The sequence below is a fragment of the Halomonas garicola genome (assembly GCF_031935715.1).
Classification (GTDB): Bacteria; Pseudomonadota; Gammaproteobacteria; order Pseudomonadales; family Halomonadaceae; genus Vreelandella; species Vreelandella garicola.
The window spans coordinates 129,562-154,842 of sequence record NZ_JASSZF010000002.1; the positions used below are offsets into that span (position 1 = coordinate 129,562).

23 protein-coding genes and 4 tRNA genes are annotated in these 25,281 nt (G+C 64.4%); 9 read left to right on the forward strand and 18 right to left on the reverse strand.

The features are described 5' to 3' along the window. Positions 1-138: 138 nt before the first annotated feature. From RS027_RS01600 to RS027_RS01625, 6 genes are all read right to left on the reverse strand, one after another. A complete protein-coding gene (locus RS027_RS01600) occupies positions 139-1,056 on the reverse strand; it encodes a LysR substrate-binding domain-containing protein (RefSeq protein ID WP_311943900.1) in 918 nt (305 codons plus the stop codon). 145 nt (positions 1,057-1,201) lie between these two features. Further along, on the reverse strand, positions 1,202-2,620 hold the full coding sequence (gene cls, locus RS027_RS01605; RefSeq protein WP_311943903.1) for a cardiolipin synthase: 1,419 nt from the start codon (positions 2,618-2,620) through the stop codon (positions 1,202-1,204). Between the two features lie 124 nt (positions 2,621-2,744). Further along, positions 2,745-4,253, reverse strand: a complete 1,509-nt coding sequence (locus RS027_RS01610; RefSeq protein WP_311943905.1) for a fumarate hydratase — start codon at positions 4,251-4,253, stop codon at positions 2,745-2,747. 204 nt (positions 4,254-4,457) lie between these two features. Continuing rightward, positions 4,458-5,282 carry an endonuclease VIII gene (gene nei / locus RS027_RS01615; protein ID WP_311952944.1) on the reverse strand — a complete coding sequence of 275 codons (825 nt, stop codon included), beginning with the start codon at positions 5,280-5,282 and terminating at the stop codon, positions 4,458-4,460. A gap of 1 nt (position 5,283) precedes the next feature. Beyond that, entirely contained in the window at positions 5,284-7,308 is a 2,025-nt protein-coding gene (gene uvrB / locus RS027_RS01620) for an excinuclease ABC subunit UvrB (protein ID WP_311952947.1), read from the reverse strand. A 22-nt stretch (positions 7,309-7,330) separates the two neighbouring features. After that, positions 7,331-7,528: a hypothetical protein gene (locus RS027_RS01625; protein WP_311952949.1), complete on the reverse strand. Its 198-nt coding sequence runs from the start codon at positions 7,526-7,528 to the stop codon at positions 7,331-7,333. A gap of 158 nt (positions 7,529-7,686) precedes the next feature. Between RS027_RS01625 and ygfZ the strand changes: the two genes are divergently transcribed. Beyond that, on the forward strand, positions 7,687-8,706 hold the full coding sequence (gene ygfZ, locus RS027_RS01630) for a CAF17-like 4Fe-4S cluster assembly/insertion protein YgfZ (RefSeq protein WP_311952952.1): 1,020 nt from the start codon (positions 7,687-7,689) through the stop codon (positions 8,704-8,706). Between the two features lie 3 nt (positions 8,707-8,709). Here the strand turns inward: ygfZ and RS027_RS01635 are convergent, their stop codons facing one another. From RS027_RS01635 to RS027_RS01670, 8 genes are all read right to left on the reverse strand, one after another. Then, the gene (locus RS027_RS01635) at positions 8,710-9,201 is read right to left on the reverse strand and encodes a hypothetical protein (protein ID WP_311952955.1); all 492 of its coding nucleotides are present in this window, start codon (positions 9,199-9,201) and stop codon (positions 8,710-8,712) included. 36 nt (positions 9,202-9,237) lie between these two features. Then, positions 9,238-10,011 carry a TatD family hydrolase gene (locus RS027_RS01640; protein WP_311952960.1) on the reverse strand — a complete coding sequence of 258 codons (774 nt, stop codon included), beginning with the start codon at positions 10,009-10,011 and terminating at the stop codon, positions 9,238-9,240. A gap of 172 nt (positions 10,012-10,183) precedes the next feature. Then, positions 10,184-11,776 (reverse strand): peptide chain release factor 3, encoded by a 1,593-nt coding sequence (locus tag RS027_RS01645; protein WP_311952963.1) that lies wholly within the window; start codon positions 11,774-11,776, stop codon positions 10,184-10,186. Positions 11,777-11,978: 202 nt separating this feature from the next. Then, positions 11,979-13,220 carry an NAD(P)/FAD-dependent oxidoreductase gene (locus RS027_RS01650; RefSeq protein WP_311952966.1) on the reverse strand — a complete coding sequence of 414 codons (1,242 nt, stop codon included), beginning with the start codon at positions 13,218-13,220 and terminating at the stop codon, positions 11,979-11,981. 360 nt (positions 13,221-13,580) lie between these two features. Next, a tRNA-His gene (locus RS027_RS01655) sits at positions 13,581-13,655 on the reverse strand. A 68-nt stretch (positions 13,656-13,723) separates the two neighbouring features. Continuing rightward, positions 13,724-13,798, reverse strand: a tRNA-His gene (locus RS027_RS01660). Positions 13,799-13,883: 85 nt separating this feature from the next. Continuing rightward, positions 13,884-13,960: transfer RNA gene (locus RS027_RS01665), tRNA-Arg, on the reverse strand. Between the two features lie 132 nt (positions 13,961-14,092). Further along, positions 14,093-14,169: transfer RNA gene (locus tag RS027_RS01670), tRNA-Pro, on the reverse strand. A gap of 248 nt (positions 14,170-14,417) precedes the next feature. Here RS027_RS01670 and folD point away from each other — a divergent pair. Both folD and mtnN read left to right on the forward strand, forming a co-directional pair. Continuing rightward, on the forward strand, positions 14,418-15,284 hold the full coding sequence (gene folD, locus RS027_RS01675) for a bifunctional methylenetetrahydrofolate dehydrogenase/methenyltetrahydrofolate cyclohydrolase FolD (protein WP_311952969.1): 867 nt from the start codon (positions 14,418-14,420) through the stop codon (positions 15,282-15,284). Between the two features lie 65 nt (positions 15,285-15,349). After that, positions 15,350-16,057, forward strand: a complete 708-nt coding sequence (mtnN, locus tag RS027_RS01680) for a 5'-methylthioadenosine/S-adenosylhomocysteine nucleosidase (protein WP_311952972.1) — start codon at positions 15,350-15,352, stop codon at positions 16,055-16,057. A 4-nt stretch (positions 16,058-16,061) separates the two neighbouring features. Here mtnN and pyrC read toward each other — a convergent pair whose 3' ends face one another. After that, positions 16,062-17,102, reverse strand: coding sequence for a dihydroorotase (gene pyrC / locus RS027_RS01685; protein WP_311952974.1), 1,041 nt, complete (start codon positions 17,100-17,102; stop codon positions 16,062-16,064). Positions 17,103-17,227: 125 nt separating this feature from the next. Between pyrC and RS027_RS01690 the strand changes: the two genes are divergently transcribed. The 3 genes from RS027_RS01690 to RS027_RS01700 are packed head-to-tail and all read left to right on the forward strand — an operon-like array spanning position 17,228 to position 19,547. Further along, on the forward strand, positions 17,228-17,701 hold the full coding sequence (locus tag RS027_RS01690; protein ID WP_311952976.1) for a hypothetical protein: 474 nt from the start codon (positions 17,228-17,230) through the stop codon (positions 17,699-17,701). Between the two features lie 5 nt (positions 17,702-17,706). Further along, entirely contained in the window at positions 17,707-18,978 is a 1,272-nt protein-coding gene (locus tag RS027_RS01695) for an ATP-binding protein (RefSeq protein ID WP_311952980.1), read from the forward strand. A gap of 29 nt (positions 18,979-19,007) precedes the next feature. Next, entirely contained in the window at positions 19,008-19,547 is a 540-nt protein-coding gene (locus tag RS027_RS01700) for a response regulator transcription factor (RefSeq protein WP_311952992.1), read from the forward strand. Here RS027_RS01700 and hybE read toward each other — a convergent pair. Further along, on the reverse strand, positions 19,544-19,990 hold the full coding sequence (gene hybE, locus RS027_RS01705; RefSeq protein WP_311952996.1) for a [NiFe]-hydrogenase assembly chaperone HybE: 447 nt from the start codon (positions 19,988-19,990) through the stop codon (positions 19,544-19,546). The genes RS027_RS01700 and hybE overlap by 4 nt on opposite strands. A 210-nt stretch (positions 19,991-20,200) precedes the next feature. On the opposite strand from hybE, the gene RS027_RS01710 reads away from it, so the two are divergent. Genes RS027_RS01710 through RS027_RS01720 form a run of 3 tightly spaced genes read left to right on the forward strand, consistent with a single transcriptional unit; the run spans position 20,201 to position 22,210 of the window. Next, on the forward strand, positions 20,201-20,464 hold the full coding sequence (locus tag RS027_RS01710) for a GrxA family glutaredoxin (RefSeq protein WP_311952999.1): 264 nt from the start codon (positions 20,201-20,203) through the stop codon (positions 20,462-20,464). A gap of 13 nt (positions 20,465-20,477) precedes the next feature. Beyond that, positions 20,478-21,356, forward strand: a complete 879-nt coding sequence (gene yihG, locus RS027_RS01715) for a 1-acylglycerol-3-phosphate O-acyltransferase, YihG family (protein WP_311953002.1) — start codon at positions 20,478-20,480, stop codon at positions 21,354-21,356. Next, on the forward strand, positions 21,293-22,210 hold the full coding sequence (locus RS027_RS01720) for a LysM peptidoglycan-binding domain-containing protein (RefSeq protein ID WP_311953005.1): 918 nt from the start codon (positions 21,293-21,295) through the stop codon (positions 22,208-22,210). Before yihG ends, RS027_RS01720 begins: the two co-directional genes overlap by 64 nt. 10 nt (positions 22,211-22,220) lie before the next feature. On the opposite strand, the gene gcvT is transcribed toward RS027_RS01720, so the two are convergent. Both gcvT and RS027_RS01730 read right to left on the reverse strand, forming a co-directional pair. Next, entirely contained in the window at positions 22,221-23,333 is a 1,113-nt protein-coding gene (gcvT, locus tag RS027_RS01725; RefSeq protein ID WP_311953009.1) for a glycine cleavage system aminomethyltransferase GcvT, read from the reverse strand. 255 nt (positions 23,334-23,588) lie between these two features. Then, positions 23,589-24,995 carry an alanine/glycine:cation symporter family protein gene (locus tag RS027_RS01730; RefSeq protein WP_311953014.1) on the reverse strand — a complete coding sequence of 469 codons (1,407 nt, stop codon included), beginning with the start codon at positions 24,993-24,995 and terminating at the stop codon, positions 23,589-23,591. Between the last annotated feature and the right edge of the window lie 286 nt (positions 24,996-25,281).

Consider the following 25,281-nt stretch of genomic DNA (forward strand, 5'->3'; position numbering starts at 1 on the left):
TGAGCCAGGAACAGGTCGTCGAGAGGGCGCTGTGAATCCGTCCCTATACGCTACCTACGCCATCCATGGCGTAGAACCCTCTCTTTGACCTATTCCTGGCTCGGCGGGGCAATATCAATCGCTCTACCTGTATCCGTATCAGGCTTGAAGGAAATCTCTCGGCAGCTCCATCATCTGCCGCCAGAGCTTTTCCACGCCGGGCTTGTGCACCAGCGAGCAGCGGTATAGACGGATTTCCAGCGGAATATCCCAGGTCTCATCGCCGGCGCGCACCAGGTAGCCGTCCCTAAGCTCTTCGCGAATGCAAAAGTCGGGAATCCAGGCCATCCCGAAACCCTGCATCACCATGCCTTTTAGCCCTTCGGCCATGGCCGTTTCATAGACGGTGCGCAGCCGCAGGCGCAGCGGATCGTTTTTCAGCAGCATACGCACGCTGCGCCCCAGAAACGCCCCCTGGGTGTAGGTCAGGTACGGTATCGGCCCGTCATCCGCCAGCGAATGGCGCGGCGCCCCGCTGCTGTCGGGCAGCGTCACCGGCAGCATCTTGACCTCGCCGACGGAGAACGACGGAAACACGGCCTGATCCAGCTGCATGGTGGCAAAGGGGTCGTAGTAGGCGAGCATCAGGTCGCAGTTGCCTTCGCGCAGCACATGGATGGCTTCGCCCACGTTCATCGCCACCAGGCGCGTGGGCAGCTCGCCCAGACCCTTTTGCAGGAGAGATATCCACGGCGGAAAAAAGCTCAGCGCCAGGGAATGGGCCGCCACGATGTCCAACGCTTCGTTGGCGATGGAAAGCCCGCGCAAATGCCCCAGCGACTCGTTGAGCTGCTCCACCAGGTGGCGCGCCGTCAGCAAAAATAGCTGCCCTTCCGAGGTCAGGCCGATGGGCGTGGTGGAGCGATCGACAAGGGTCACCCCAACGGCGTGCTCAAGCGCGCGAATGCGCCGGCTGAACGCCGGCTGGGTCACGTGGCGCTGGCGCGCCGATGCCGAAAAACTGCGCGTATTGGCCAGGGCGACAAAATCTTCCAGCCACTTCGTTTCCAGGTTCACCTGCGTCTCCTTTTGCCCCGACAGTTTTTCCGATAGCTGCCGATCGCTGGCATCAGCTGCTACCGGCAACAAGCTCTGTCACAAAGTTCTGTCACAAAGGTCTGTCACAAAGGTCTGTCACAGCGGCGCTATTTTGCCACGCCGGCTACTGGATAGGCGATGTTAAATAGGCCGCTCGGGAGATCACTTTTTTCCACATTGGCTGCTGGCGCAGCTCGTCAAGGCTGACTTCGCGGCAGCGGCTGAAGTCTTCGCGCAGCATGGCATCAACGTCCGCGGCAAAGTTGGCGCTGGGAATAAAGGCGGTGATTTCAAAATTGAGCCGAAACGAGCGATTATCCAAATTCACGGTCCCCACACTTGCCGCGCTGTCATCGACAAGAATGACTTTTTGGTGGAGAAAGCCTGGAAGATAACGGTATATTTTTATCCCGGCCCGCAGCATGTCGGGCAGAAAGGCTAGCGCCGACAGGTACACCAGCAAGTGGTCCGGCCGCTCGGGCATCATCACCCGCACGTCGACCCCGCGCATGGCGGCCAGCCGCAGCGCGTCCTGCACGCCCTGATCGGGCACGAAGTACGGGCTGGTTACCCACAGCCGCTCCCGGGCGCTATGGATCAGGTTCTGCACCAGCAGGCTTGCGGTATCCTGCTGGTCGGCCGGGCCCGAAGGCACAATCACCACCCGGTGGTCGGCCGTTCCGGCCGCTTCCGGCTGCCACTCCAGTTCGATCACCTCTTCGGTGGCCCAGTGCCAGTCTTCCCAGAACGCCTCCTGCAGCCCCAGCACGCTGGGCCCTTCCAGGGCCAGGTGGGTATCGCGCCAGGCGCCGTGGCGCTGGCTTTGCCCAAGATATTCCACGCCCACGTTCAGCCCGCCGACCCAGCCCTGCTGGCCGTCAACCACGGTAATCTTGCGGTGGTTGCGGAAGTTGAGCTGGAAGCGATGGCGCACTCCCCGGGAGGAGCGAAACGCGCTGACCGCCACGCCGGCCTCAGCCAGGTCGCGCAGGTAGCCCTCATTCAGCGAGTGGCTGCCAATGCCGTCGTAGAGAAAGTACACCCGAACGCCACGCTCCACCGCCCGGATCAAATGCCGCTGCACCCGTCGCCCCAGCTCATCGTCGCGAACGATGAAAAACTGCATCAGGATATATTTCCGGGCGCGGTCAAGCCCGGCGCAAAGGCTATCGAAAGTGGCCTTGCCGTCAATCAGCAGGTCGGCCTGATTCCCCCGGGTCAGGGGCATCATGGCAAGCTTTTCTACCGCCTGGATTTCGGCGCTGCCGGGCTCGGCCAGGTGCGGCGTGACGTTGTCGCGATAGCGCGATAGCACCTGGCGCAGCACGCTGTCCCGGGCCCCCCGAGCCGATACGTAGCCGTAGAAGCGCGGTCGGCCAAACATCCAATAGGCCGGCACGGCAACGTAGGGAAACGTCAAAATGGAAATGATCCACGCCACTGCCCCCTGGGAGGTACGGCTCGACATCAGCGCCATGACCGCCGAGATAATGCCCAACACATAGCTTAGCGCAATGGCCAGACCCAATAGCGAAGACGTCATAAAGGCTCCATCAACAAGAAAACGATGCCGCGAGGCAGTAAAAAGCCCCGCTTGGCGGGGCTTTTGCCGCGACACCGTGGCATAGCGGCACTATACTACACTATGCTTTTTACTACGCCTTCTACTACGCCTTTTCGGCGATGATCGCTTTCCATTTTGCCGGACCGGTCTGGTGGATCGACGTGCCCTGGGTATCGACGGCCACGGTGACGGGCATGTCCTCCACCTCGAATTCGTAGATGGCCTCCATCCCTAGATCCTCAAAGCCCACTACCCGGGAATGCTTGATCGCCTGGGCCACCAGGTAAGCTGAGCCGCCCACCGCCATCAGGTACACGGCCTGGTTGTCGCGAATGGCCTCGATCGCCGCCTCGCCGCGCTCGGCCTTGCCCACCATACCCAGAAGACCGGTGTCTTCCAGCAGGGTGCGGGTGAATTTGTCCATGCGCGTGGCGGTGGTCGGCCCTGCCGGCCCCACCACTTCGTCGCCCACCGGGTCCACCGGGCCGACGTAGTAGATGAACCGCCCTTTCAGATCCACCGGCAGCGTCTCGCCCTTGGCCAGCATGTCGAGCATACGCTTGTGGGCGGCGTCACGGCCGGTGAGCAGCTTGCCGCTGAGCAGCAGCGTATCGCCGGGCGCCCAGTCCTTGACGTCGTCCGGGGTGATGCTGTCCAGGTCGACGCGCTTGACGTTATCCCCGGCTTCCCGGGTGATTTCCGGCCAGTCTTCGAGCCTGGGCGCGGGCAGCACCGCCGGGCCCGAGCCGTCCAGGGTAAAGTGCGCGTGGCGCGTGGCCGCGCAGTTGGGAATGATCGCCACCGGCTTGTTGGCCGCGTGGGTGGGATAGTCCTTGACCTTGATATCCAGCACCGTGGTCAGCCCGCCCAGCCCTTGGGCACCGATGCCGCTCTGGTTGACCTTGTCGAAAAGCTCCAGGCGCAGCTCTTCGCTGCGGTTTTGCGCGCCCCGCTCGCGAAGCGCCTGGATATCGATGGGGTCCAGCAGCGCCTCCTTGGCCAGCATCATGGCCTTTTCGGCGGTGCCGCCGATGCCGATGCCCAGCATGCCCGGCGGGCACCAGCCGGCGCCCATTTTGGGCAGCTGCTCCAGCACCCAGTCGGCGACGCTGTCCGAAGGGTTCAGCATGGCGAATTTCGACTTGGCTTCGCTGCCGCCGCCCTTGGCCGCGACGTGGATCTCGACGCTGTCGCCGGGCACCAGGTGGTGATGAATGATCGCCGGGGTGTTGTCCCGGGTGTTTTCCCGCTTGCCGTCGGGGTCGGCCAATACCGAGGCGCGCAGCACGTTATCGGGCAGTTTATAGGCTCGCCGCACGCCTTCGTTGACCATGTCGTCAAGGCTCATGCTGGCGTCGGCAAAGCGGACGTTCATGCCCACGAGAACAAAGACCGTGACGATGCCGGTGTCCTGGCAGATCGGGCGATGGCCAAAGGCACACATGCGCGAATTGATCAGGATCTGGGCGATGGCATCTTTCGCCGCCGGGTTCTCCTCGCGCTCGTAGGCTTGCGCCATGGCGTCGATGAAGTCTTTGGGGTGATAGTAGGAAATGTACTGCAGCGCATCGGCGACGCTCTGTATCACGTCGTCCTGGGCAATCGCGGTCATGGAGAAACGGCTCCTGGTATAGCGGGGTGACGGCCGGCGGTAAAGCGGGCGATATCAGACCCAGCACCCCGGCGCTGCGCCATTATAGCGCATCGCCACCCTGCCCTGCAGCGAGGAGCGATCGGAGTGAAAAGATTAAGAGCTGAAAGCAATATAACGGTATAAATATTTTTACGACGAAAAGCCCTTGCCGCGCCAGCGCAATCAGGGCGACGGCTGGCACCGCGGGCAAAAATACAGCCGCCGGGAGCCCACCGAGACCCGCTCGATGGGGGTGGCGCAGCGGTGGCAGCCGAATCCCTCGCGCTCAAAAGCGGCAAAGCGCTGCTGGCGCTGGGCTTCCCCTTGGGCTTTGGCTTTTACTACCCACTCCGGCGCGTTGGTAGTGCCGGCGCTGCGGTAGGTTTGCCAGGTTAGCTCAAGGATGTACCGCGCCAGCCGCTGGCGTTCGTCGTCACCCAGATCCTGGGGACGAAGCCTGTAGTGCAGCCCGGCAAAAAACAGGATCTCGCTGCGCAGATAGTTGCCAAGCCCCGCGACAAAGCTCTGGTCCAGCAGCATCCCGCCCAGGCCTCGGCGGGCAAAGCGCTTGCTCGCCAGGCGCTCGGCAATGTCCTTAACGGTGACCGCCTCGCTGAGCAGATCCGGCCCCAGCCGGGCAAGAAACGGATGTTTCTCAATGGTGGCGTCGCGCCACATGCTCACGTCCGAAGCGCTGTAGAGACTGGCCGCGCGATCGCCGACTTCAAGCCTGACGCGAAGCGAGCGCCCGGTGTCGGGCGGCGCCCCCGCCGGGTGCAGCTTCCACAGGCCGTACAGCTGGTTGTGGGAATACAGCACCCGGCCGTCGTCAAAGCGCGTGAGCATGGCTTTGCCCCGGGTCTCGACGCGCTCGACCCGCCGGCCAATGAGCGTCTCGGCGTGGGGCTTGAGGTCAGCAAAGGCGAACCAGGCCTCGTCGACGGGCCCGCCTGCCAGCTGCTGTTGTACAAGATCCGCGGCGCGGCGGATTTCCGGCCCTTCGGGCATGTCAGCTTATCTCCAGCTGTTTTTCCTTGAGCACGTGGAGCTGGTCGCGAAGCTTGCCGGCCTGCTCGAACTCCAGGCTGTGCGCCGCCTCGAACATCGCGTCTTCTACCTTGCCGATAGCTTTGGTCAGCTCTGCGGGGCTCATACCCGCGGGATCGTAAAGGGACGCGGGCTCGGCTACCTTGCGCTCGCTGCCCCGGCGGTTGGCCTTCTTCGCCCCGGGCGCCTGACCGGCTTCAAGAATATCGGCCACCGAGCGCGACACCGTGGTCGGAGTAATATCGTGGGCCTCGTTATGGGCCATCTGCTTGGCGCGGCGGCGCTCGGTTTCATCGATGGTGCGCTGCATGGAGGCCGTGACCCGATCGCCGTAGAGAATCGCCTTGCCCTGGGCGTTACGCGCCGCCCGGCCGACGGTCTGGATCAGCGAGCGCTCGTTGCGCAGGAAGCCTTCCTTGTCGGCGTCGAGGATCGCCACCAGCGAGACTTCGGGAATATCCAACCCCTCGCGCAGCAGGTTGATACCCACCAGCACGTCGAATTTGCCCAGCCGCAGGTCGCGGATGATTTCCACCCGCTCCACGGTGTCGATGTCGGAGTGCAGGTAGCGCACGCGGACATCGTGATCGTCAAGATACTCGGTCAAATCTTCGGCCATGCGCTTGGTCAGCACGGTGACCAGCACCCGCTCGCTTTCCGCGGTGCGCCGGCGAATCTCCGACAGCAGGTCGTCCACCTGGGTGCTCGCCGCACGCACCTCCACTTCGGGGTCCAGCAGCCCGGTGGGCCGCACCACCTGCTCCACCACCTGGCCGGCGTGCTCGGCCTCGTAAGGGCCGGGCGTGGCCGAGACGAACACCGTCTGGGGGCACACCGCTTCCCACTCCTCGAACTTCATCGGCCGGTTATCCAGCGCCGACGGCAGGCGGAAGCCGTATTCCACCAGGGTTTCCTTGCGCGAGCGGTCGCCTTTGTACATGCCGCCCACCTGGGGCACGCTGACGTGGGATTCGTCGATGAACACCAGCGCATCGTCGGGCAGGTAGTCGAAAAACGTCGGCGGCGCCTCGCCGGGGTTGCGCCCGGAAAGATAGCGCGAGTAGTTCTCGATGCCGTTGCAGTAGCCCAGCTCCAGCATCATTTCGATGTCGTAGAGGGTGCGCTGCTCGAGGCGCTGGGCCTCTACCAGCCGCTCTTCCTGACGCAGGCGCTTGAGCCGTTCGGCAAGCTCCTCCTTGATCGACTCGATGGCCTCGAGGATGGTTTCCCGGGGGGTGACGTAATGCGATTTGGGATAGATCGTCATCCGCGGCACCTGGCCGCGCACGTCGCCGGTGAGCGGGTCGAACAAGCGGATGGTGTCAATCTCGTCGTCGAACAGCTCCACCCGCACCGCTTCGTCCTCGGCGTCGGCGGGGAAGATGTCGATGACGTCGCCGCGCACGCGGTAGGTGCCCCGGGTAAAGTCCACGTCGTTGCGGGTGTACTGCAGCTCGGCCAGGCGGCGCAGAAAGGCGCGCTGGTCGATCTCCTCGCCGCGGTTGAAGTGCAGACGCATCTTCAGGTACTGATCGGGATCGCCCAGACCGTAGATCGCCGAGACCGAGACCACGATCAGCGCGTCCCGGCGCTCCAGCAGCGCCTTGGTCGCCGACAAACGCATCTGCTCAATGTGATCGTTGATCGAGGCGTCCTTCTCGATGAAGGTGTCCGAGGACGGCACGTAGGCCTCGGGCTGGTAGTAGTCGTAGTAGGAGACAAAATACTCAATGGCGTTATCGGGGAAAAATGCCTTGAACTCGCCGTACAGCTGGGCCGCCAGCGTCTTGTTGGGCGCCATGACGATGGTCGGACGCTGCAGCGTCTCGACGACGTTGGCCATGGTGAAGGTCTTGCCCGACCCGGTCACGCCGAGCAGCGTCTGGTGGGCCAGCCCCGACTCCAGGCCGTTGACCAGCCCCTGGATGGCGCTTGGCTGATCGCCCGCGGGGGAAAACTTCGACTGCAGGCGGAACGCTTTACTCATGTCGTCTCCTGAAAGGCGGTGCTTACGATACCCTGATACCCAGGTTGAGCGCCTCGACCGCGCGGATCAGCGCCTCACGCCGGGCGCGCCCTTCCACTTCGGCGCCGTGGCGCCCGACTTCGGCGCTGTCCACGCCGTCGAGCGTCATTAGCGCCGTGGTGATCCGGTTGACCTGGTCGGTATTGGCCACGCCCTTGAACGTCAGTGTGTGCTGCGCCATGCCCTTTCCTATTCAAATATTATACAAAAAATAAAAACATATAGCTTCAGTGCAGCCTCGGCGAGTGTAGCACACGCCGGGCATCTACCATTAAGCCGCTGCCGGGATACATGGTAGGCTCGGGGGCAGTTTTCAAGCGTTCAACGCGAGGACATGACATGACAACGCACGCTTCCCCCGACTCCCCCGTCACGCTTTCCGCCACGGCGCCCCTCGAGCACCTGGCGGCTTTGGACATCCAGGGCGACGATGCCGAAGGCTTCCTGCAGGGGCAGACCAGCGCCCAGGTCAACCTGGCCGACGGCCGCTTTGCTGCGCTTACCTGCTTTTGCACCCCCAAGGGCCGCATGCTGGCCAACGGTCAGCTCGCGCGTATGGCAGAGAACCACTACCGCCTGATCGTGCACGCCTCGCTGGTAGAGCCTTTGATGGCACACCTGAAAAAATTCGCGCCGTTCTACAAGGTCAGTCTTGACGCCGCCGACGCCGTACTGCTGGGCGCCAGCCGCAGCGACGCCGAGACCCTGGCCGACACCTTTGACCTTACGCTGCCGACATCGGCCTGGCAGCAAAGCCAGGCCGCCAATGACGCTGCCATCGCCGTTTGCTATCCGGAAGAAAGCGACGCCGGCAACGATACCTGGCGCTGGCTATTCATCCTGCCCGCCGCCGAGGCGGAAAAGCTCAGCTGCCAAGGCGACACCGCGCGCTGGCCGCTGGCCGACGTGCGCCGGGGGCTGGTGTGGCTTGACGCCGAGCAGCAGGACAGCTACCTGCCGCAGATGGTCAACTGGGAGGCGCTGGGCGGCATCAGCTTCAAGAAGGGCTGCTATACCGGCCAGGAAGTCGTCGCCCGGGCGCACTTTCGCGGCCAGGTGAAAAAGCGCCTGAGCCTGGGCTACCTGGACGCCGCCACGCCGCCGGCCAACGGTACCGGCGTTACCGCCACGAACGACGGCGATGAAGACGGCAAGAACATCGGCGAAGTCGTTGCCAGCGCCGCTGCCGATAACGGCCAGACGGCGGTGCTCGCCGTACTCAATACCCGGCCGCTGGAAAAGAATCCGGCGCTGGATATCGAGGGTACGACGCTCACACTTACCGATCTACCCTACGCCATCGAACGCGTGGATCCGGAAGATCTGGCGAAGGAACAAGCTTCGGCGGCTAGCGCCTAGCCGCTAGTGGCCACGAAGCCTATGAAACAGCCTGCACCAGAAGGAAGCACCGGCGGCCAGCCACAGGCCCATTCCCAGCTGAAAGAGCAGCCCCGCCGGGCGCAGGAACGACTGCCATGAAGCCTGTGGCCAGTAGGGTAAAAACGCCAGCGCATCGGGCAGCCCGGCGAGCGCGGCAATCAGAAAATAGAGCCCGAGCAGCTGAAACAGCAGCTTTTGATCCTGCGGTCCCAGCGCTGCCGTAGCGTCGGGTGCCGCCTGCTCCACTCGGGCCAGCGCTGCGTTCGCGGCTCGATGGATCAGCCAGGCGGCCAGCAACCCCACCAGCAAAAAAACGCCGATGAGCAGCAAAAGCAGCGCCGGCGCGCTGTCTTCGGGCACGGTTCCCGCGGCCCCCAGCATCATGGCATACGTTGGCAGGCTGAGTATCAGCTTGACCAGCAGCCACAGCGCCATCAGGCGCAGGGCAACGGCAGTGATCTGTTTGGACAGCACGGGGACTCCTTGAAAACAGTAAGCGATGCCGCCGGCTTAAAGCGCCAGCCCAAACAGCGCTCGGGCGTTGGCCGTGGACTGCGCGGCTACGGCCGCCGCTTCTTCATCACGCAGCTCGGCGACGTGTTGGCACACCCGGGCGACGTTAGCGGGCTCGTTGCGCTCGCCTTGCTTACCACAAAGCGGCATATCGGGGCTGTCGGTTTCCAGCACGAAGCCGGTTGCCGGCAGACTTTGGACGACGCGGTGGAGCTTTTTTGCCCGCAGATAGGTCAGCGCCCCGCCCAGGCCCAGGGTAAAGCCCAGCTCGAGAAAGCGCTGGGCCTGCTCCGGCGAGCCGGCGAAGGCGTGAATCAGCCCGCCCTGGGGCAGCGCCAGCTGACGCAGCCGCTTGGCGACGTCGTCATTGGCGTGAACGCAGTGAATCACTACGGGCAGCTCGCGGCGTTTGGCCAGGCGCAGCTGGGCGTCAAATAGCGCCCACTGGGCCTCAAGCGTTTTTGCAAAGCGGGCGTCGATGCCGCACTCGCCCACCGCCACCACGTCCGGATGCGCGTCAAGCAAAGTCTCCAGCGCTTTGACGTCGGCGTCGTCTTCCAGCCGGTGGGCGTCCATGAAATACGGGTGCAGCCCAAGACACAGGCTAACGTCTACGCGCTTGCCCAGCGCCAGCACGTCGGGCCAGGCATCGCGGGTGGTTCCCGGCACCACAAAGTGGCGCACCCCCGCCGCCCGAGCGCGGTCAAACACCGCCCCCCGGTCGGCGTCGAAGTCGGCAAAGTCCAGATGGCAGTGGGCGTCAATCAGCATGGAAACAACCTATTCACAAAGGCATCAAACGGTCCTACCGATCCTGGAGCGTCGGGGATAGGCCGAAGAGGAGATTTTTTGCCATGGATGGCAAAAGTAGCGCCCAGGGATGGGTTTACAGCGCCTCCTCGCAGGCCTATCGCCAGACAAGCTCCAGCGTGTATCCAATGAGTTAGTGCTCCCGGGTGGGCCGGAAGCGCACGTCGGGCCAGCGCTCTTCGGTCATCTGCAGGTTCACCCGGGTGGGGGCGATGTAGGTCAGATAGCCGCCGCCGTCGATGGCCAGGTTGGTGCTAGCCTTGCGCTTGAACTCGTCAAGCTTCTTGGCATCGTCGCAGTAGATCCACCGCGCGGTATGCACGTTGATCCCCTCGTAGACACAGTCGACCTTGTACTCTTCCTTCAGCCGGTGGGCGACCACGTCAAACTGCAGCGTGCCCACCGCACCAAGGATCAGGTCGTTGTTATCCAGCGGCATGAATACCTGGGTCGCGCCTTCTTCGGAGAGCTGCTGCAGGCCCTTTTGCAGCGCTTTCATTTTCAGCGGGTCCTTCAGGCGCACGCGCTTGAACAGCTCCGGGGCAAAGTGCGGAATGCCGGTAAAGCGCATGTCCTCGCCCTGGGTAAAGGTATCGCCGATCTGGATGGTGCCGTGGTTGTGCAGGCCAATGATATCCCCCGGCCAGGCTTCCTCGACGTGGGCCCGGTCCGATGCCATGAAGGTCAAGGCGTCGGCGATCTTGACGTCCTTGCCGATGCGCACGTGGCGCATCTTCATGTTCTTGTCGTACTTGCCCGAGCACACCCGCAAAAAGGCGATGCGGTCGCGGTGCTTGGGGTCCATGTTGGCCTGGATCTTGAACACGAAGCCGGTAAAGCGTTCGTCGTCGGCGGCGACCTCGCGCACGTCGGTCTCCCGGGGCTGCGGCGCCGGGGCGTACTCAACAAAGCCGTCGAGCATTTCGCGCACGCCGAAGTTGCCCATGGCGGTGCCGAAGTACACCGGGGTCAGCTCACCGCGGCGGTAGGCCTCCAGGTCGAACTCGTGGGACGCGCCGCGTACCAGCTCCACCTCCATGCGCAGCTCTTCGGCCAGGTCTTCGCCCAACACCTCGTCCACCTCGGGGCTGTCCAGCCCCTCGATGCGCCTGTCTTCGGGAATGCGCTGGCCCTGCCCTTGGGTATAGAGATGGATAACGTCGTTATACAGGTGGTAAACGCCCTTGAAATAGCGCCCCATGCCAATGGGCCAGGTCATCGGCGCGCACTGGATATTGAGCACGGTTTCCACCTCGTCCATCACCTCGATGGGGTCCCGGGTGTCGCGGTCCATCTTGTTGATGAAGGTCAAAATCGGCGTGGTGCGCAGCCGGCAGACCTCCATCAGCTTGACGGTCCGGGCCTCAACGCCCTTGGCCGCGTCGATCACCATCAGCGCCGAGTCTACCGCGGTGAGCGTGCGGTAGGTGTCTTCGGAAAAGTCTTCGTGGCCCGGGGTATCCAGCAGGTTGACCACCCGGCCGCCGTAGGGAAACTGCATCACCGAGGTAGTCACCGAGATGCCGCGCTCCTGCTCCATCTTCATCCAGTCGGAAGTGGCGCTGCGATCGTTGCGCTTGCTCTTCACCGAGCCCGCCATCTGGATGGCGTTGCCGAACAGCAGCATTTTCTCGGTAATGGTGGTTTTACCCGCGTCGGGGTGGGAAATGATCGCGAAGGTGCGGCGCAGCTGCGCCTCCTGCGCGACTTGTTGGGCTTGACTCATCGTGCCTCGCAAATCGTGTGGGCTCGGGCTTCATTCGCCGGGCGCGACCCGCGTCGCCGAGCAGAAATAGCGTTGGCACGGATTATACCCGCCCCGGCCACGGCAGGGATAGGCAAGCGCATGATGCGAGCCGATGAAACAAGGCATATGGCAAAACGCCGGCTTTCTGCCGGCGTTGTGATGCTGCGCGCCCGCCGGCCGATCAAAAGCGGTCGGCGCGGTAAGGGCGCATATCAATGCTTGTGGGCTCGCCGTCCATCATCGCGCCCAGCAGTTCGCCGGTGAGTGGGCCTAAGGTAAAGCCCTGGTGGCCGTGGCCGAAGGCCAGCCACAACCCGTCATGACGCGGCGCCGGGCCGATGATCGGCTTCATGTCCGGCAGGCAGGGGCGCGCGCCCTTCCACACTTCGGCATCCCGGCGCTTGCCCAGCGGCACCAGGGTCCGCGCCACCTTCTCCGCCGCCGCCAGCTGATTCAGATGGGGCGGCGCGTCCAGGTCGTCAAGCTCGGCGCCGGTGGTCAAGCGCACGCCGGCTTTCATCGGCGCCAGCAGGTAGCCCACATCGGCGTCCATGACCCAGTGGCGCAGCCGGCCCCGCTGCGACTCGTCGTAGTGCATATGGTAGCCGCGCTTCACAAACGTCGGAAAATGGTAGCCCAGCGGCTTCAGCCAGCGTCCGGCCCAGGGGCCCAGCGCTACGACCAGGTCGTCAGCGTCCAGGGTCTGCGTCGCCGTGGTCACGCGCCAGCCGTCCTGGGTCTGGGCCACATCGGTAATCTCGTCCTGCAGGCACTGCCCGCCCTCGGCCTCGAAGGCCCGAGCGTAGGCGGCGACCAGCTCGCCGGGGTCGGTTGCCGTCCAGGAATTAAGCCAGTGAATCGCCCCGATAATATCGTCGCTCAGGTCGGGTTCCTTGGCGGCAAGGGCCTCACGGTCGAGTACCTCATAGCGTACGCCAAAGCGCCGGTAGTTGTCTTCGGCCTCGGCCTGGCGCTGGGTAAAGTGGCGTCGGCTGCGCAACAGCTCGAGAAAGCCGTCCTTGCGGATCAGCTTTTCGGCGCCGGCGGCTTCGATCATCGGCGTATGGGTCTCCAGGCAGCGCATGATCAGCGCGGCGTACTCGGGCACGATATGCCGGTAGGCAGAAGGCCCCGAATTGTGCCAATAGCGCAGCAGCGGCGTCGCCGCGTGCAGCATGCCCACGGGCCGGTAGCGGATATCCACCCGCTGGTTGGGCAGCACGCCAAGCAGCGTTTTCATATCGCGAGGAAACGCATAGGGCCGCACGGCCTCGCGCTGGATGATACCGGCGTTGCCAAACGAGGTTTCGCGCCCCGGCTCGCGGCGGTCGATCAGCACGACGTCGCGGCCGCGCTTTGCCAGGTGCCAGGCAATACTGACCCCTACCATTCCTGCGCCCAGTACCAGGGTTCGACGCGCCATTTTCCTACTCCTTGATGCCGGCGCCCGGCATGGGACGACGGCGATATCGTTGCGGCTGGCCGCGCAAAAACGCTGCGCGGATAGAGGTCAAAAATATCACCAAATACAGCGCTTTAACACAGACATAAGCTCTAATTTAAAGCACTAATACAAAAGAAAAAGCTGCGAAAAAGCGGCATCGAGGAGAAAAGACTAGGCAAAACGCCATGCGGCAGAGCGTCCGGCGGCTTGCCCACACAAAAACGACCCACGCAAAACGATCAGGGCACGGATAGCGGAAAGGCAACCAAGAAGTATAAGTGGAGCGGGAGACAAAACAAGCGGAGAAGGGAGGAGATACACAACATTGCAGACGGTTAATGGGGTGGATGATGGGGATCGAACCCACGACCACCGGAGCCACAATCCGGGGCTCTACCACTGAGCTACACCCACCATAACCGTTTTGCTCAAGCGCGCCGGGAGCGCTGCTTGTAGGGCGCTTCCTGGCTGATTTGCCTTGCTGGGGTGGATGATGGGGATCGAACCCACGACCACCGGAGCCACAATCCGGGGCTCTACCACTGAGCTACACCCACCGCTGTCAAAGCAAAAACTGCCAATACACGTTTGACGTGAGTCATATGACTCTTGTTTACCGCGTCTGGTTGGCGGCGCATGAATTGGCGCGCCCAGCAGGAATTGAACCTGCAACCTACGGCTTAGAAGGCCGTTGCTCTATCCGGTTGAGCTATGAGCGCGCTGTCTGTTTGCCAAAGCAAACCGTTTGCCGGAGCAAAACTGCCCGCCTGCATCGAGCCTCAACCCCGTCGAGCACCGGACACAAGCCCGGGTAAACAAGCCGTCAACGGCCGGCCGATGTCTTGTCGATATGGTCGGGATGGAGGGATTCGAACCCCCGACATCCTGCTCCCAAAGCAGGCGCGCTACCAGGCTGCGCTACATCCCGAACCGACGCTGCCTTCAGGGCCGAAGCCTAGAAAGCAAGACACTGCCTTACGGCCCGTCTCAAGCGAGGCATATACTACTGTTTTGTTTCTCAAAGTCAACTCCTGATAGCGCCTGATCGGTCACGCCATCGACCGACGCTTTGCCTTCCCGCCCCCGCATGCGAAAATCACGGCCACAGCGACGCCGCGCGGCGCTATTCATCCGACGTTATTGCACAACGCGACTCACACCACAAGGACCGCATTGATGACCGCTCAACTGATCGATGGCAAAGCCATTGCCGCTGACGTACGCCAACGGGTGGCGGAAAAAGTCCAGGCCCGGTTTGACGCCGGCGCCCGGGCTCCCGGGCTTGCGGTGGTGCTGGTTGGCGGCGATCCGGCCTCGCGGATTTACGTCAACAGCAAGCACCGCGCCTGCGAACAGGCCGGCATTGTCTCCTTTCAGCATGAGCTTCCCGCCGATACTAGCCAGCAGGCGCTGGAAGACCTGGTCGATCGGCTGAACGACGACCCCCGAGTCGACGGCATCCTGGTTCAGCTGCCGCTCCCCGAGCACCTCAACGCTCGGCCGATTCTCGAGCGCATTCTGCCGCACAAGGACGTCGACGGTTTCCATCCGTACAACCTCGGCCGCCTGGCCCAGCGCATCCCCGCGCTGCGCCCCTGCACGCCCAAGGGCATCATCACGCTGCTGGAAAAAAGCGGCCTGGCAGTACGCGGACTGGACGCCACGGTGGTCGGCGCGTCCAACATCGTCGGCCGGCCCATGGCGCTCGAGCTGATGCTTGCCGGTTGCACTACCACGGTGTGCCACCGCTTCACGCACAACCTGGAAGAGCACGTGCGCCGCGCTGACGTGCTGGTCGTTGCGGTGGGCAAGCCGGGGCTGGTCAAGGGCGAATGGACCAAGCCCGGCGCCATCGTCATCGACGTGGGCATCAGCCGTCAGGAAAACGGCAAGCTGGCCGGCGACATCGAGTTTGATACCGCCTCCTCCCTTGCCAGCCACATCACCCCGGTGCCCGGCGGCGTCGGCCCCATGACCGTGGCCACGCTTTTGGAAAACACCCTGGAAGCCGCCGAGCACCACGCCCCTTCCGGCGCGGCCTGAGCCATCCTCGCTTCCCGTTTTTCTTGAGTCCTAACCCAGTGATCGCTAACCCAGGAGGTACCGCTTTGCAGCCTATCGGTATTATTGGCGCCATGGCGCAGGAAGTCAGCATTCTTGCCGGCCAGCTGGAATCCCACCAGCGCCACGAGCACGCCGGCGGCGTGTTTCATACCGGCCGCCGCCACGGCGTCGAGGTGGTCATACTGCAGTCGGGCATCGGCAAGGTGAACGCCGCGGTGAGCACCGCTACCCTGCTCGAACGCCACCGCCCCCGCGCCATCATCAACACCGGCTCCGCCGGCGGCTTTGCCGACGACCTGCACATCGGCGACGTCATCGTCTCCGACGAGGTGCGCCACCACGACGTCGACGCCACCGCCTTCGGCTACGAGCTCGGCCAGGTGCCGGGCATGCCCGCCGCCTTTGCCGCCGACGAGAGCCTGCGCCAGACCGCCCGCAGCGCGGTAGAGGCGCTCGGTGAAATGCGCGTGCGCGAAGGCATGATTGCTACCGGCGACAGCTTCATGGCCGACCCCGAGCGCGTCAGCGCCACCCGGGCGGCGTTTCCCGCCATGCTCGCCGCGGACATGGAGGCCGCCGCCATCGCCCAGGCCTGCCACCTGTTTGGCTGCCCGTTTGTGGTGGTGCGGGCGCTTTCCGACCTGCCCGGCGCCGGCGACAACCACCTCTCGTTCGAGGAGTTTCTCGAGCTGGCCGCCCGGCGCTCGTCGCGCATGGTCGACCAGATGCTACGCCAGCTGGCCGGCGCCTGAGGCGCTAGCCGGTGACCAGCTTCCAGCCCAGGGTCTCGCCGGCCTTCATCGGCACAATGTGCCGGCCGTCGGCGTAGGCGTAGCTTTTCGGCAGCTGCCAGTCGCGCCGCTCAAGGATGACCGTATCGGCGTTGCGCTCAAGACCGTAGAAGTCGGCGCCGTTGTGGCTGGCGAAGGCTTCCAGCCTGTCCAGCGCATCGGCCTCGGCAAACGCCGCGGCGTAGAGCTCCACCGCCGCCGGCGCGCTGAACACCCCGGCACAGCCGCAGGCAGATTCCTTGTCGTCCTGGGCGTGGGGGGCGCTGTCGGTCCCCAGGAAAAACTTCCGACTGCCCGAGGTAACCGCTTTCAGCAGCGCCCGACGGTGGCGCTCGCGCTTGAGGATCGGCAGGCAGTAATAGTGCGGGCGAATGCCGCCCACCAGCATGTCGTTGCGGTTGAGCAGCAGGTGCTGGGGCGTCACGGTCGCGGCGACGTTATCGCCGGCGTCTAGCACGAAGTCCGCCGCCTGGGCGGTGGTGATATGCTCGCAGACCACCTTGAGCGCGGGGTGGCGCTCAAGCAGCGGCTTGAGTACGCGCTCGAGAAACTCGGCCTCGCGATCGAAAATATCTACCCCTTGGTCGGTCACCTCGCCATGAACCAGCAGCGGCATGCCGGACTCCGCCAGCGCCGCCACGGTATCGTCGCAGCGGGCAAGATCGGTCACCCCGGACGCCGAGTTGGTGGTCGCCCCGGCCGGGTAGAGCTTCACCGCCTTGACCATCCCGCTTTGACGGGCGCGCTCGACCTCTTCCGGCGGCGTGGTGTCGGTCAGGTACAGCGTCATCAGCGGGTCGAGCGCCGCCCCTGCCGGCAGCGCGGCAAGAATGCGCTCGCGGTAGGCCAGGGCGTCGGCCGTGGTCGTCACCGGCGGCGTCAGGTTGGGCATGATGATCGCTCGGCCCATCTGCGCGGCGCTATGGCCCACGGTGGCCTCAAGGGCGGCGCCGTCGCGCAGGTGCAGGTGCCAGTCGTCCGGGCGGGTCAGGGTAATGGCGTCCACAGGCTTTCCTCTCGGGCAGTGAATGATCCAGCGTTGGCGACATCGCCGGCCGCAGTATAACCCATCGGCATTCGGGCGAAATGTGGCGTATCATGGGCAGCCGTTCGGGTCTTGGGAAATGACTTATGCAAAAAGTGCGTCGCGCAGCGGACGTCGTCGCCGGGCTTGAGGGCCTGATGTGGCTGGGCCTGGGCTGGTCGATTTCGCTGTCGGCCTGGCTGGGCAGAAACGAGCCGATCCTGGCCGCCGTGCTGCTGGCCGGCACCGTGATGCTGTTCAGCTGGGTTCACCGGCCGCTGCGCTTTTTGCTGCGCCGCTTCCGGGTACGCAAGCGGCGCACGGACATGTGGATGCACCTGCTGGTGCTGCCGCTGCTTCTGGCCATGGCCTTCCACCTGATAATTGACGCCGTGCTCGGCGATACCTGGCTGCCGCCGAAGATGCTGCTGGTCAACGTACTCGCCAGCGCCGGCTGGCTGACCTTTTTGCTGACGCTGTTCATCAAATACGTCATCCACGACGTGAAGCGCAAACGGGCCAGAAAACACAGCGCTAAAAACGAGGCCGCTGACAGTCACCACGACCCTAGCGCGAGTTAACCGCTATGCCCGCCGAACTTCCCCTGCCGCTATCCACGCCCAACCGCAACCTGGTGCGCCTGACCATCGTGCGCGGCATTACCTGGACGGGCTTTTTGCTCGCCATCGTGGTCGGCGTGGAGCTGCTCGGCTTCAACATGACCGTGCCCGCGGTGGTCGGCGTGGTCATCGCCATGGGCGCGCTGAATATTGCCACCTGGTGGCGGCTGGGCCGCCCCCGGGACGTCGAGCACACCGAATACCTGCTCCACCTGCTGGCGGACATCGCCGGGCTGACGCTGCTGTTCTACTTTACCGGCGGCGCCACCAATCCGTTTATCACCTATTACCTGGTGCCGGTAACCATTGCCGCCGCCACCCTGCCCTGGTGGCACACCTGGGTCATCGCCGCCTGCGCCATGGGCGGCTACAGCTTTCTGCTGTTCTACTATCACGCCATTCCCCAGCTGCACATGATCGGCAACACCACGCTGAGCCTGCATATTCTCGGCATGTGGCTGAACTTCGGGCTGTCGGCGGGGCTGGTGACGTTTTTCATCTACAAGATGGCCCACGCCCTGCGCCGCCGGGACCGCGCGCTGTCGCGCACCCGGGAGGCCGCCCTGCGCAATGAGCAGGTGCTGGCCGTGGCCACCCAGGCCGCCGGCACCGCCCACGAGCTGGGCACGCCGCTTTCCACCATGGCAATTCTGCTCAACGAAATGGAAGCCGACGCCGAGGCCGGGACGCCGCTGCGCGAAGACATCGCTCTGCTGCGCCAGCAGGTCGGCCTGTGCAAGTCGCGCCTGCAGCACCTGGTAGAAAGCGCCGATCGCCGGCGCATGGCCGAGCCCGAGGTGTGCGACGCCGCCCAATGGCTTGACGGCGTGGTGCAGCGCTGGCTGGTGCTGCGCCCGGACGTCAGCCACCGGCTTAACGTTGCCGAGCGTCGGGGGCGCCCCTGGCTTGCGGTGGATGCCACCCTGGATCAGGCGCTGACCAACCTGCTCAACAACGCCGCCGACGCCAACCCCGAGGCCGTCACCATCAGCCTGGACTGGCAGGACGACAGCGTAGTGATCGACATTCGCGACCACGGCCCCGGCGTGGAGCTGGCCATTGCCGACCAGCTGGGCGAGACCTTTGTTTCCACCAAGAGCAAGGGCATGGGCATCGGGCTGTTTTTGACCCACGCCACCATCAACCGCTTCGGCGGCGGCGTCAGCCTGTATAATCATCCCGACGGCGGCACGCTGACCGAGGTGACGCTGCCCCGCAGCAAGCCGCCCGCGGCCTGACGCCGGTAAAAACATCTGTCGAGGACTTTATGCCAACGTCTGCACAACGCCTGCTCATCATCGACGATGACGAAATGTTCTGCCACGTGCTCAGCCGGGCGCTGGGCCGGCGCGGCTTCGAGGTCAGCGTCGCCCACGACGCCGACGAAGCGCTGGCGCTCGCCGTGGAGCACAAGCCGACCATGGCGACGCTGGATCTCAAGCTCGAGCAAAGCTCCGGGCTCAAGCTGCTGCCCGACCTGCTGGCAACGATCCCCCAGTGCCGCGTCGTCGTACTCACCGGCTATTCGAGCATTGCAACGGCAGTGGAGGCCATCAAGCTTGGTGCGGTCAACTACCTGTGCAAGCCCGCCGACGCCGACGACGTGCTCAGCGCCTTCGAACAGCAGCAGGGCGACCCGGACACCGAAGTGGCCGACAACCCGCCTTCGGTCAACCGCATTACCTGGGAACACATCCAGAAGGTGCTCCAGGAACACGATGGCAACATCTCCGCCACCGCTCGCGCCCTGGGCATGCACCGGCGCACGCTGCAGCGCAAGCTGCAAAAGCGCCCGGTGCGCCGCTAGGCCTCATCGTCTGACGGCGGCGCGGGCGGCTCGAACAGTCGGGTCATGAGCTGCTGGGCGAGCCTTGCGGCCTCCTGCATGCTGCCAAGCTCGCTTAAGTCGTCGAGAATGCGCCGCTGGTACCAGGTCCGGATGCCAAAGGCGTGGCGGTGCAGCCGATAGCTGCCGGAAGGCAGCGCCAGCAGGTATTCATCCGCCGCGGCGTCGGCGTGTTCGTCGGGCCATAGCGCCACCAGCCACAGCGAGCAGGGGGTAATCAGCGCGCCCACCAACAGCGCCTCGCCTTCGTCAGAGGTCAAGCGCTGAAAGCACAGCGCGTCCACGCCCAGGTGCGGGTTGTAGTGCGCAAGCTTTTTGAGCGCCACCAGGTGTACGTCGCGGTATTCACGGGCCACGGCGGCCAGCATGGCGTAGTCGTCGCCGCTCGGCGTTGCGGTCTGCATAGCTTTGCTCCCTGCGAGGCTGAAAAACAACGGTTGAAGGTAATGGTTGAAGACAACGGTTGAGGACAACGGTTGAGGAAAACGGCTGCCATCATAACGCGACTTGATGGGCCGCGTAGCGGCGCGCTATTGGCCATACCGGCCGCCGGCGCGCCACAATGGGCGGTGGCGAAACACTCTGTTTATCGTTTATCCAAGAGGAGACCTTTTATGTTCGTAGTGATTTACGGCCGCATGTCCTGCCCCTTCTGCGTACAGGCCAGAATGCTCGCCGAACGCCTGGAAGAAAGCGGGCGCATCGACGGCGTGCGCTACGTCGATATGCCCTCTGAGGGCGTGACCAAGGAAGACATCGCCAAGACCGCCGGCAAGCCGGTGCACACGGTGCCGCAGGTCTTCGTCGACCAGGAGCACATCGGCGGCTTCAGCGAGTTTCAGGCGTTCGTCAGCCGCCACCCCGCGCTCAGCGCCTGAGAGACCAGCGCCAATGCCGACGATCACCGGGCTGGTCAGCGTCCTGCTGCTGGCCGGCAACACGCTGTTCTGGACGCTGCCGCTAACGGCGCTGACGCTTGTCAAAGTAGTGTCACCCCGACGGTGGCAGCCGGCGGTGCTCAACGGCCTCAACGCCATCGCGCTCAACTGGATCGGCTTCAACCTCTGGTGGATGCGCCGCTGGCTCAGGCCGACCCTTGATACCCGAGTGCCCGAGGGTCTAAGCCCGGACAGGTGGTGGCTGGTGATCTCCAACCACCGCAGCTGGACCGACATCTTCATGCTGCTCGCGGTGCTTCACCGCCGGGTGCCCATGCCGCGTTTTTTCCTCAAGGCCCAGCTGATCTGGATCCCCGTGGTGGGGCTGGCGTTCTGGGCGCTGGAGTTTCCCTTCATGCGCCGCTACACCCGGGAGCAGATGGCGCAAAACCCGCGGCTTGCCGACATTGACCGCCGCGCCACCGAGCGCATGTGCCGGCGCGCCCGCCACCGCCCCATCACCATCTTCAACTTTGTCGAAGGCACCCGCTTCACCCCGGCCAAGCGCGACGCCCGGGGCAGTCCGTATCGCCACCTGCTCAAGCCCAAGGCCGGCGGCGTCGCCCAGGTGCTAAGCCTGCTCGGCGACCGCCTGGACGGCATGGTAGACGTCACCATCCACTACGCCGATCCCGACCCGAGCTTCTGGCGCTTCTTGTGCGGCCGGGAAGGGCCCATTACGCTGTCCGCCCGCCGGCTCGACATACCGGCATGGATGCACCGCGTGCCCTACCACGCCGACCCGCAGCAAAAGGAACGCTTCCACTCATGGATCAACGCACTCTGGCAAGACAAGGACCGCTGGCTGGACGCCGCCGAACGCCGGGCCTGATCATCACGCTTGCGCTGCTGCTCTGGCTGCTGGCCGGCTGCGCCGGAAGCCCAACGGATGGCGGCGACGCCGGCAGCGGCGGCGAGTGGGTGAGCATCCAGCGCGGCGACACCCTGGGTAAGCTTGCCCGGCGTGCCGAGGTACCGCTGGTGCGCCTGAAGCGCTTCAACCCCGGCGTGCGCGCCCGCCACCTGGCGGTTGGCCAGCGTATTCTGGTGCCCGGCCGCCAAGAGCGCGCGCCCTCCGGTGGCCCCTACCGCTACCGCATCCGCAAGGGCGACACCTACAGCGGCATTGCTCAGCACTTTGGCACTCGGGCGGGCCGTATCCAGGCGGCCAACGCCGACGCCTCGGCCAGCGCGCTGCGCGTGGGCCAGCTGATCCAGGTGCCGCTCAGCGGCGGCGGTGCCCCGGCCCGCCCGGCTTCGAGTGCCACGGCGTCGGCCAAGCCGGCCGCCAGCACGCCGGACCTGCCCGCCTCCGCCGGTACCTGGCCCTGGCCGCTCGACGACTACCGCGTCATGCGCCCCTACGGCAAGGATGACCGCGGCCGGCTGCAGCCCATGCTGCTCGCCGCCCGCCAGGGCAAGACGGCCAAGGCCGTGGCCGAAGGCGAGGTCAGCTTTGCCGACACCATGCGCCAGCTCGATCAGGTGGTTATCGTCCATCACGCCAACAATCTGCAGAGCGTCTATGCGCTGTGCGATACGCCAAGCGTCAATACCGGCGACTCGGTCAAGGCCGGCGATGCGCTGTGTCGCCTGGCCGACGGCGACGACGGCCAGGGCCCGGTGCTGCTGTTCGACATGCGCCGCAACGGCAAGCCCATGGACCCCGGCCGCCTGCTGAAATAGCCGTTAACCGTTAGCCACGATAGTGCCCCGGCGCCACGAACGGCATTTTGGTGACGGTCATGGCGCGCTTTTTGCCGCGCACCAGGGCAAACACCCGGGTATCCGGCGCCTCAAAGTCGCGCTTGACGTAGCCCATGGCTACCGGCTTGCCCACGCTGGGACCGAAGCCGCCGGAGGTCACCACGCCGATTTCCCGTTCATCGTCGTCGACCAGCACCGCGCCCTCGCGCACCGGGGCCTTGCCCTCGGCGACCAGGCCCACGCGCTTGCGTTCGTGATCCTTGGCGTCCACCTGATGCAGAATCACGTCCGCCCCGGGAAAGCCGGCCGGGCGCTCGCCGCCGTGGCGGCGGGGCTTGCTCACCGCCCAGATCAGGCCGGCCTCTACCGGCGTGGTCTCCGCGGTCATATCGTGGCCGTAGAGGCACAGGCCGGCTTCCAGACGCAGCGAATCCCGGGCGCCAAGGCCGATGGCCTCGACTTCGGGCTCCGCCAGCAGGCGCCGGGCAATGGCCTCGGTGGCCTCTGCGCGCATGGAAAGCTCAAAGCCGTCTTCGCCGGTGTAGCCGCAGCGGCTGATCCACACGTCTTCGCCGTCGATATCAAAGCGCGCGTGCTGCATGAACACCAGCTCGCAGGCCGCCGGGCACAGCCGCGCCATGACGGCGTTGGCGTCGGGGCCCTGGAGCGCCAGCAGGCCGCGGTCGAGACTTTCGATGGTGTGGGTCTCGCCCAGGGTGGCGCGCAGGTGGGCCAGATCCTGGTCCTTGCACGCGGCGTTGACCACCAGATAGAAATGATCGCGGGCGTTGACCAGCATCAGATCGTCGAGAATGCCGCCCTCGGTGCCGGTAAAAATGCCGTAGCGCTGGGCGCCGGGCTTAAGGTCGACCAGGTTCGCCGGCATCAGGGTTTCCAGCGCCTCGGCAACGTCGTCGCCGGCCACGGTAAACTGGCCCATGTGCGACACGTCGAACAGGCCGCAGCGGGCCCGGGTGTGCTCGTGCTCCTTTTTGACGCCCAGCGGGTACTGCACCGGCATTTCATAGCCGGCAAAGGGCACCATTTTCGCCCCCAGCTCGCAGTGCAGGTCATACAGCGGCGTGTGTTTGGGATTATTCATGCGGCTTCCTCATCTGGCAGGGGTTAAACGTAATGCATAAAAAAGCCGGGGAGCCACCCTCGGATGGCTCCCCGGCGTCAGGCTGCGTCCAGCATAACATTGCCACGCGCCTTGGTTGACGTACCAACCCAGGTTGAGCCGTCAACAGGTCTCCGAGGGGCGCTATAAATCCGTCCCTGGACGCTACCCTACGCCATCCGTGGCGTAGAACCCCCTCTTCGACCTGTCCCCGGCTCCGCTGGACATAGCGCGGCATTACGAGCGGTCGTGATCCAGCTCTTCACCGGGCTTTATGTCTTCCCCGCTGAAGTAGGCTTTCGCCAGCTTGAACACCACCGGCGACAACAGCGCCAGCGCGATCAGGTTGGGAATCGCCATCATGGCGTTGAAGGTATCCGCCATCAGCCAGATAAGGCCCAGGTTGGCTACCGCTCCCAGCGGAATGGCCAGCACAAAGACCACCCGGTACAGTGGGATCGAGCGCGCGCCGAACAGGAACTGGCAGCACTTCTCGCCGTAAAACGCCCAGCCCAGAATCGTGGTAAAGGCAAATACCGCCAGCACAATGGAAACGATCTCGTTGCCCATGCCCGGCAGAGCGGCATCGAACGACATCGCGGTGAGCGAGGCGCCCTCTTCGCCGGTCTCCCACACCGAGGCGGTGAGGATCACCAGCGCGGTGATGGTGCACACTACGATGGTGTCGATGAAGGTGCCGAGCATCGCGATCAGGCCCTGGCGCACGGGGTTTTTGGTCTTGGCCGCGGCGTGGGCAATGGGTGCGCTACCCAGCCCCGCCTCGTTGGAGAACACGCCCCGAGCGACGCCGAAACGGATCGCCATGGTCACCGCCGCGCCGGCAAAGCCGCCCACCGCCGCGTGAGGGTTGAAGGCGTAGTAGAAAATCATGCCCAGAGTGCCCAGCAGCTGGTCGGCGTTGATCACCAGCACCACGATACCGCCGACGATGTAGGCAATCCCCATGATCGGCACCAGCTTGCCCGCCACCTTGGCGATCCGCTTGATGCCGCCGAGGATCACCGCCCCGGAAAGCCCCATGATCACAAGGCCGGTGAGCCAGGCGGGAATGCCAAAGGTAGAGTTCATGGCGTCGGCCACGGAGTTGGACTGAACGGTGTTACCGATGCCGAACGCCGCCACCGCGCCGAAGAAGGCAAAGGCGCCGCCCAGCCATAGCCATTTCCGCCCCAGGCCGTTCTTGATGTAGAACATCGGCCCGCCGACGTGGTAGCCGGTGCTGTCGGTTTCGCGAAAACGCACCGCCAGCACCGCCTCGGCAAACTTGGTTGCCATGCCCACCAGCGCGGTAATCCACATCCAGAACACCGCCCCGGGGCCGCCCAACGCGATGGCCGTGGCCACCCCGGCGATGTTACCCGTGCCGATGGTCGCCGAGAGCGACGTCATCAGCGCGTTGAACGGCGAAATCTCGCCGTCGTCTTCGGACTTCTGGCGGCCACCGGGCGTGGACTTTGCGTCCCGCCCCTGCCACAACAGCTTAAGGCCGGTTCCCAGCTTGCGGATGGGCATCAGCTTGAGCCCCGCCTGGAGGTAAAGCCCCACCCCCAGCAGCAAAAGCAGCATCAAGGGCCCCCATACGACCCCGTTTATCGCCTGGAACAGGCTGTTCAACGTTTCCATTTTGTTCTCCTTAGTGCCCGATGGCACGCCGCCCGGGTCGCCCCGGGCGGCTTTGGCTTTATTGACGAGCATTTGGCGTTGAAATACGGGCGGCAAGCGCCGCCGACGCGCGCTTATTCTGAGTGTCTACGCCGGCGTTGTCACGTCCTGTTATGCACGATAACGGCTTGAATTACCGCCTATTCGACCTATGTCGCATGGGCCGGAATTGCCGCTAATTCCGAGCTAGCACCTCCCCTTTTTACAGGGGCTGCCGGCAATTTGTTTCCACCGGCAAACGCGGTAA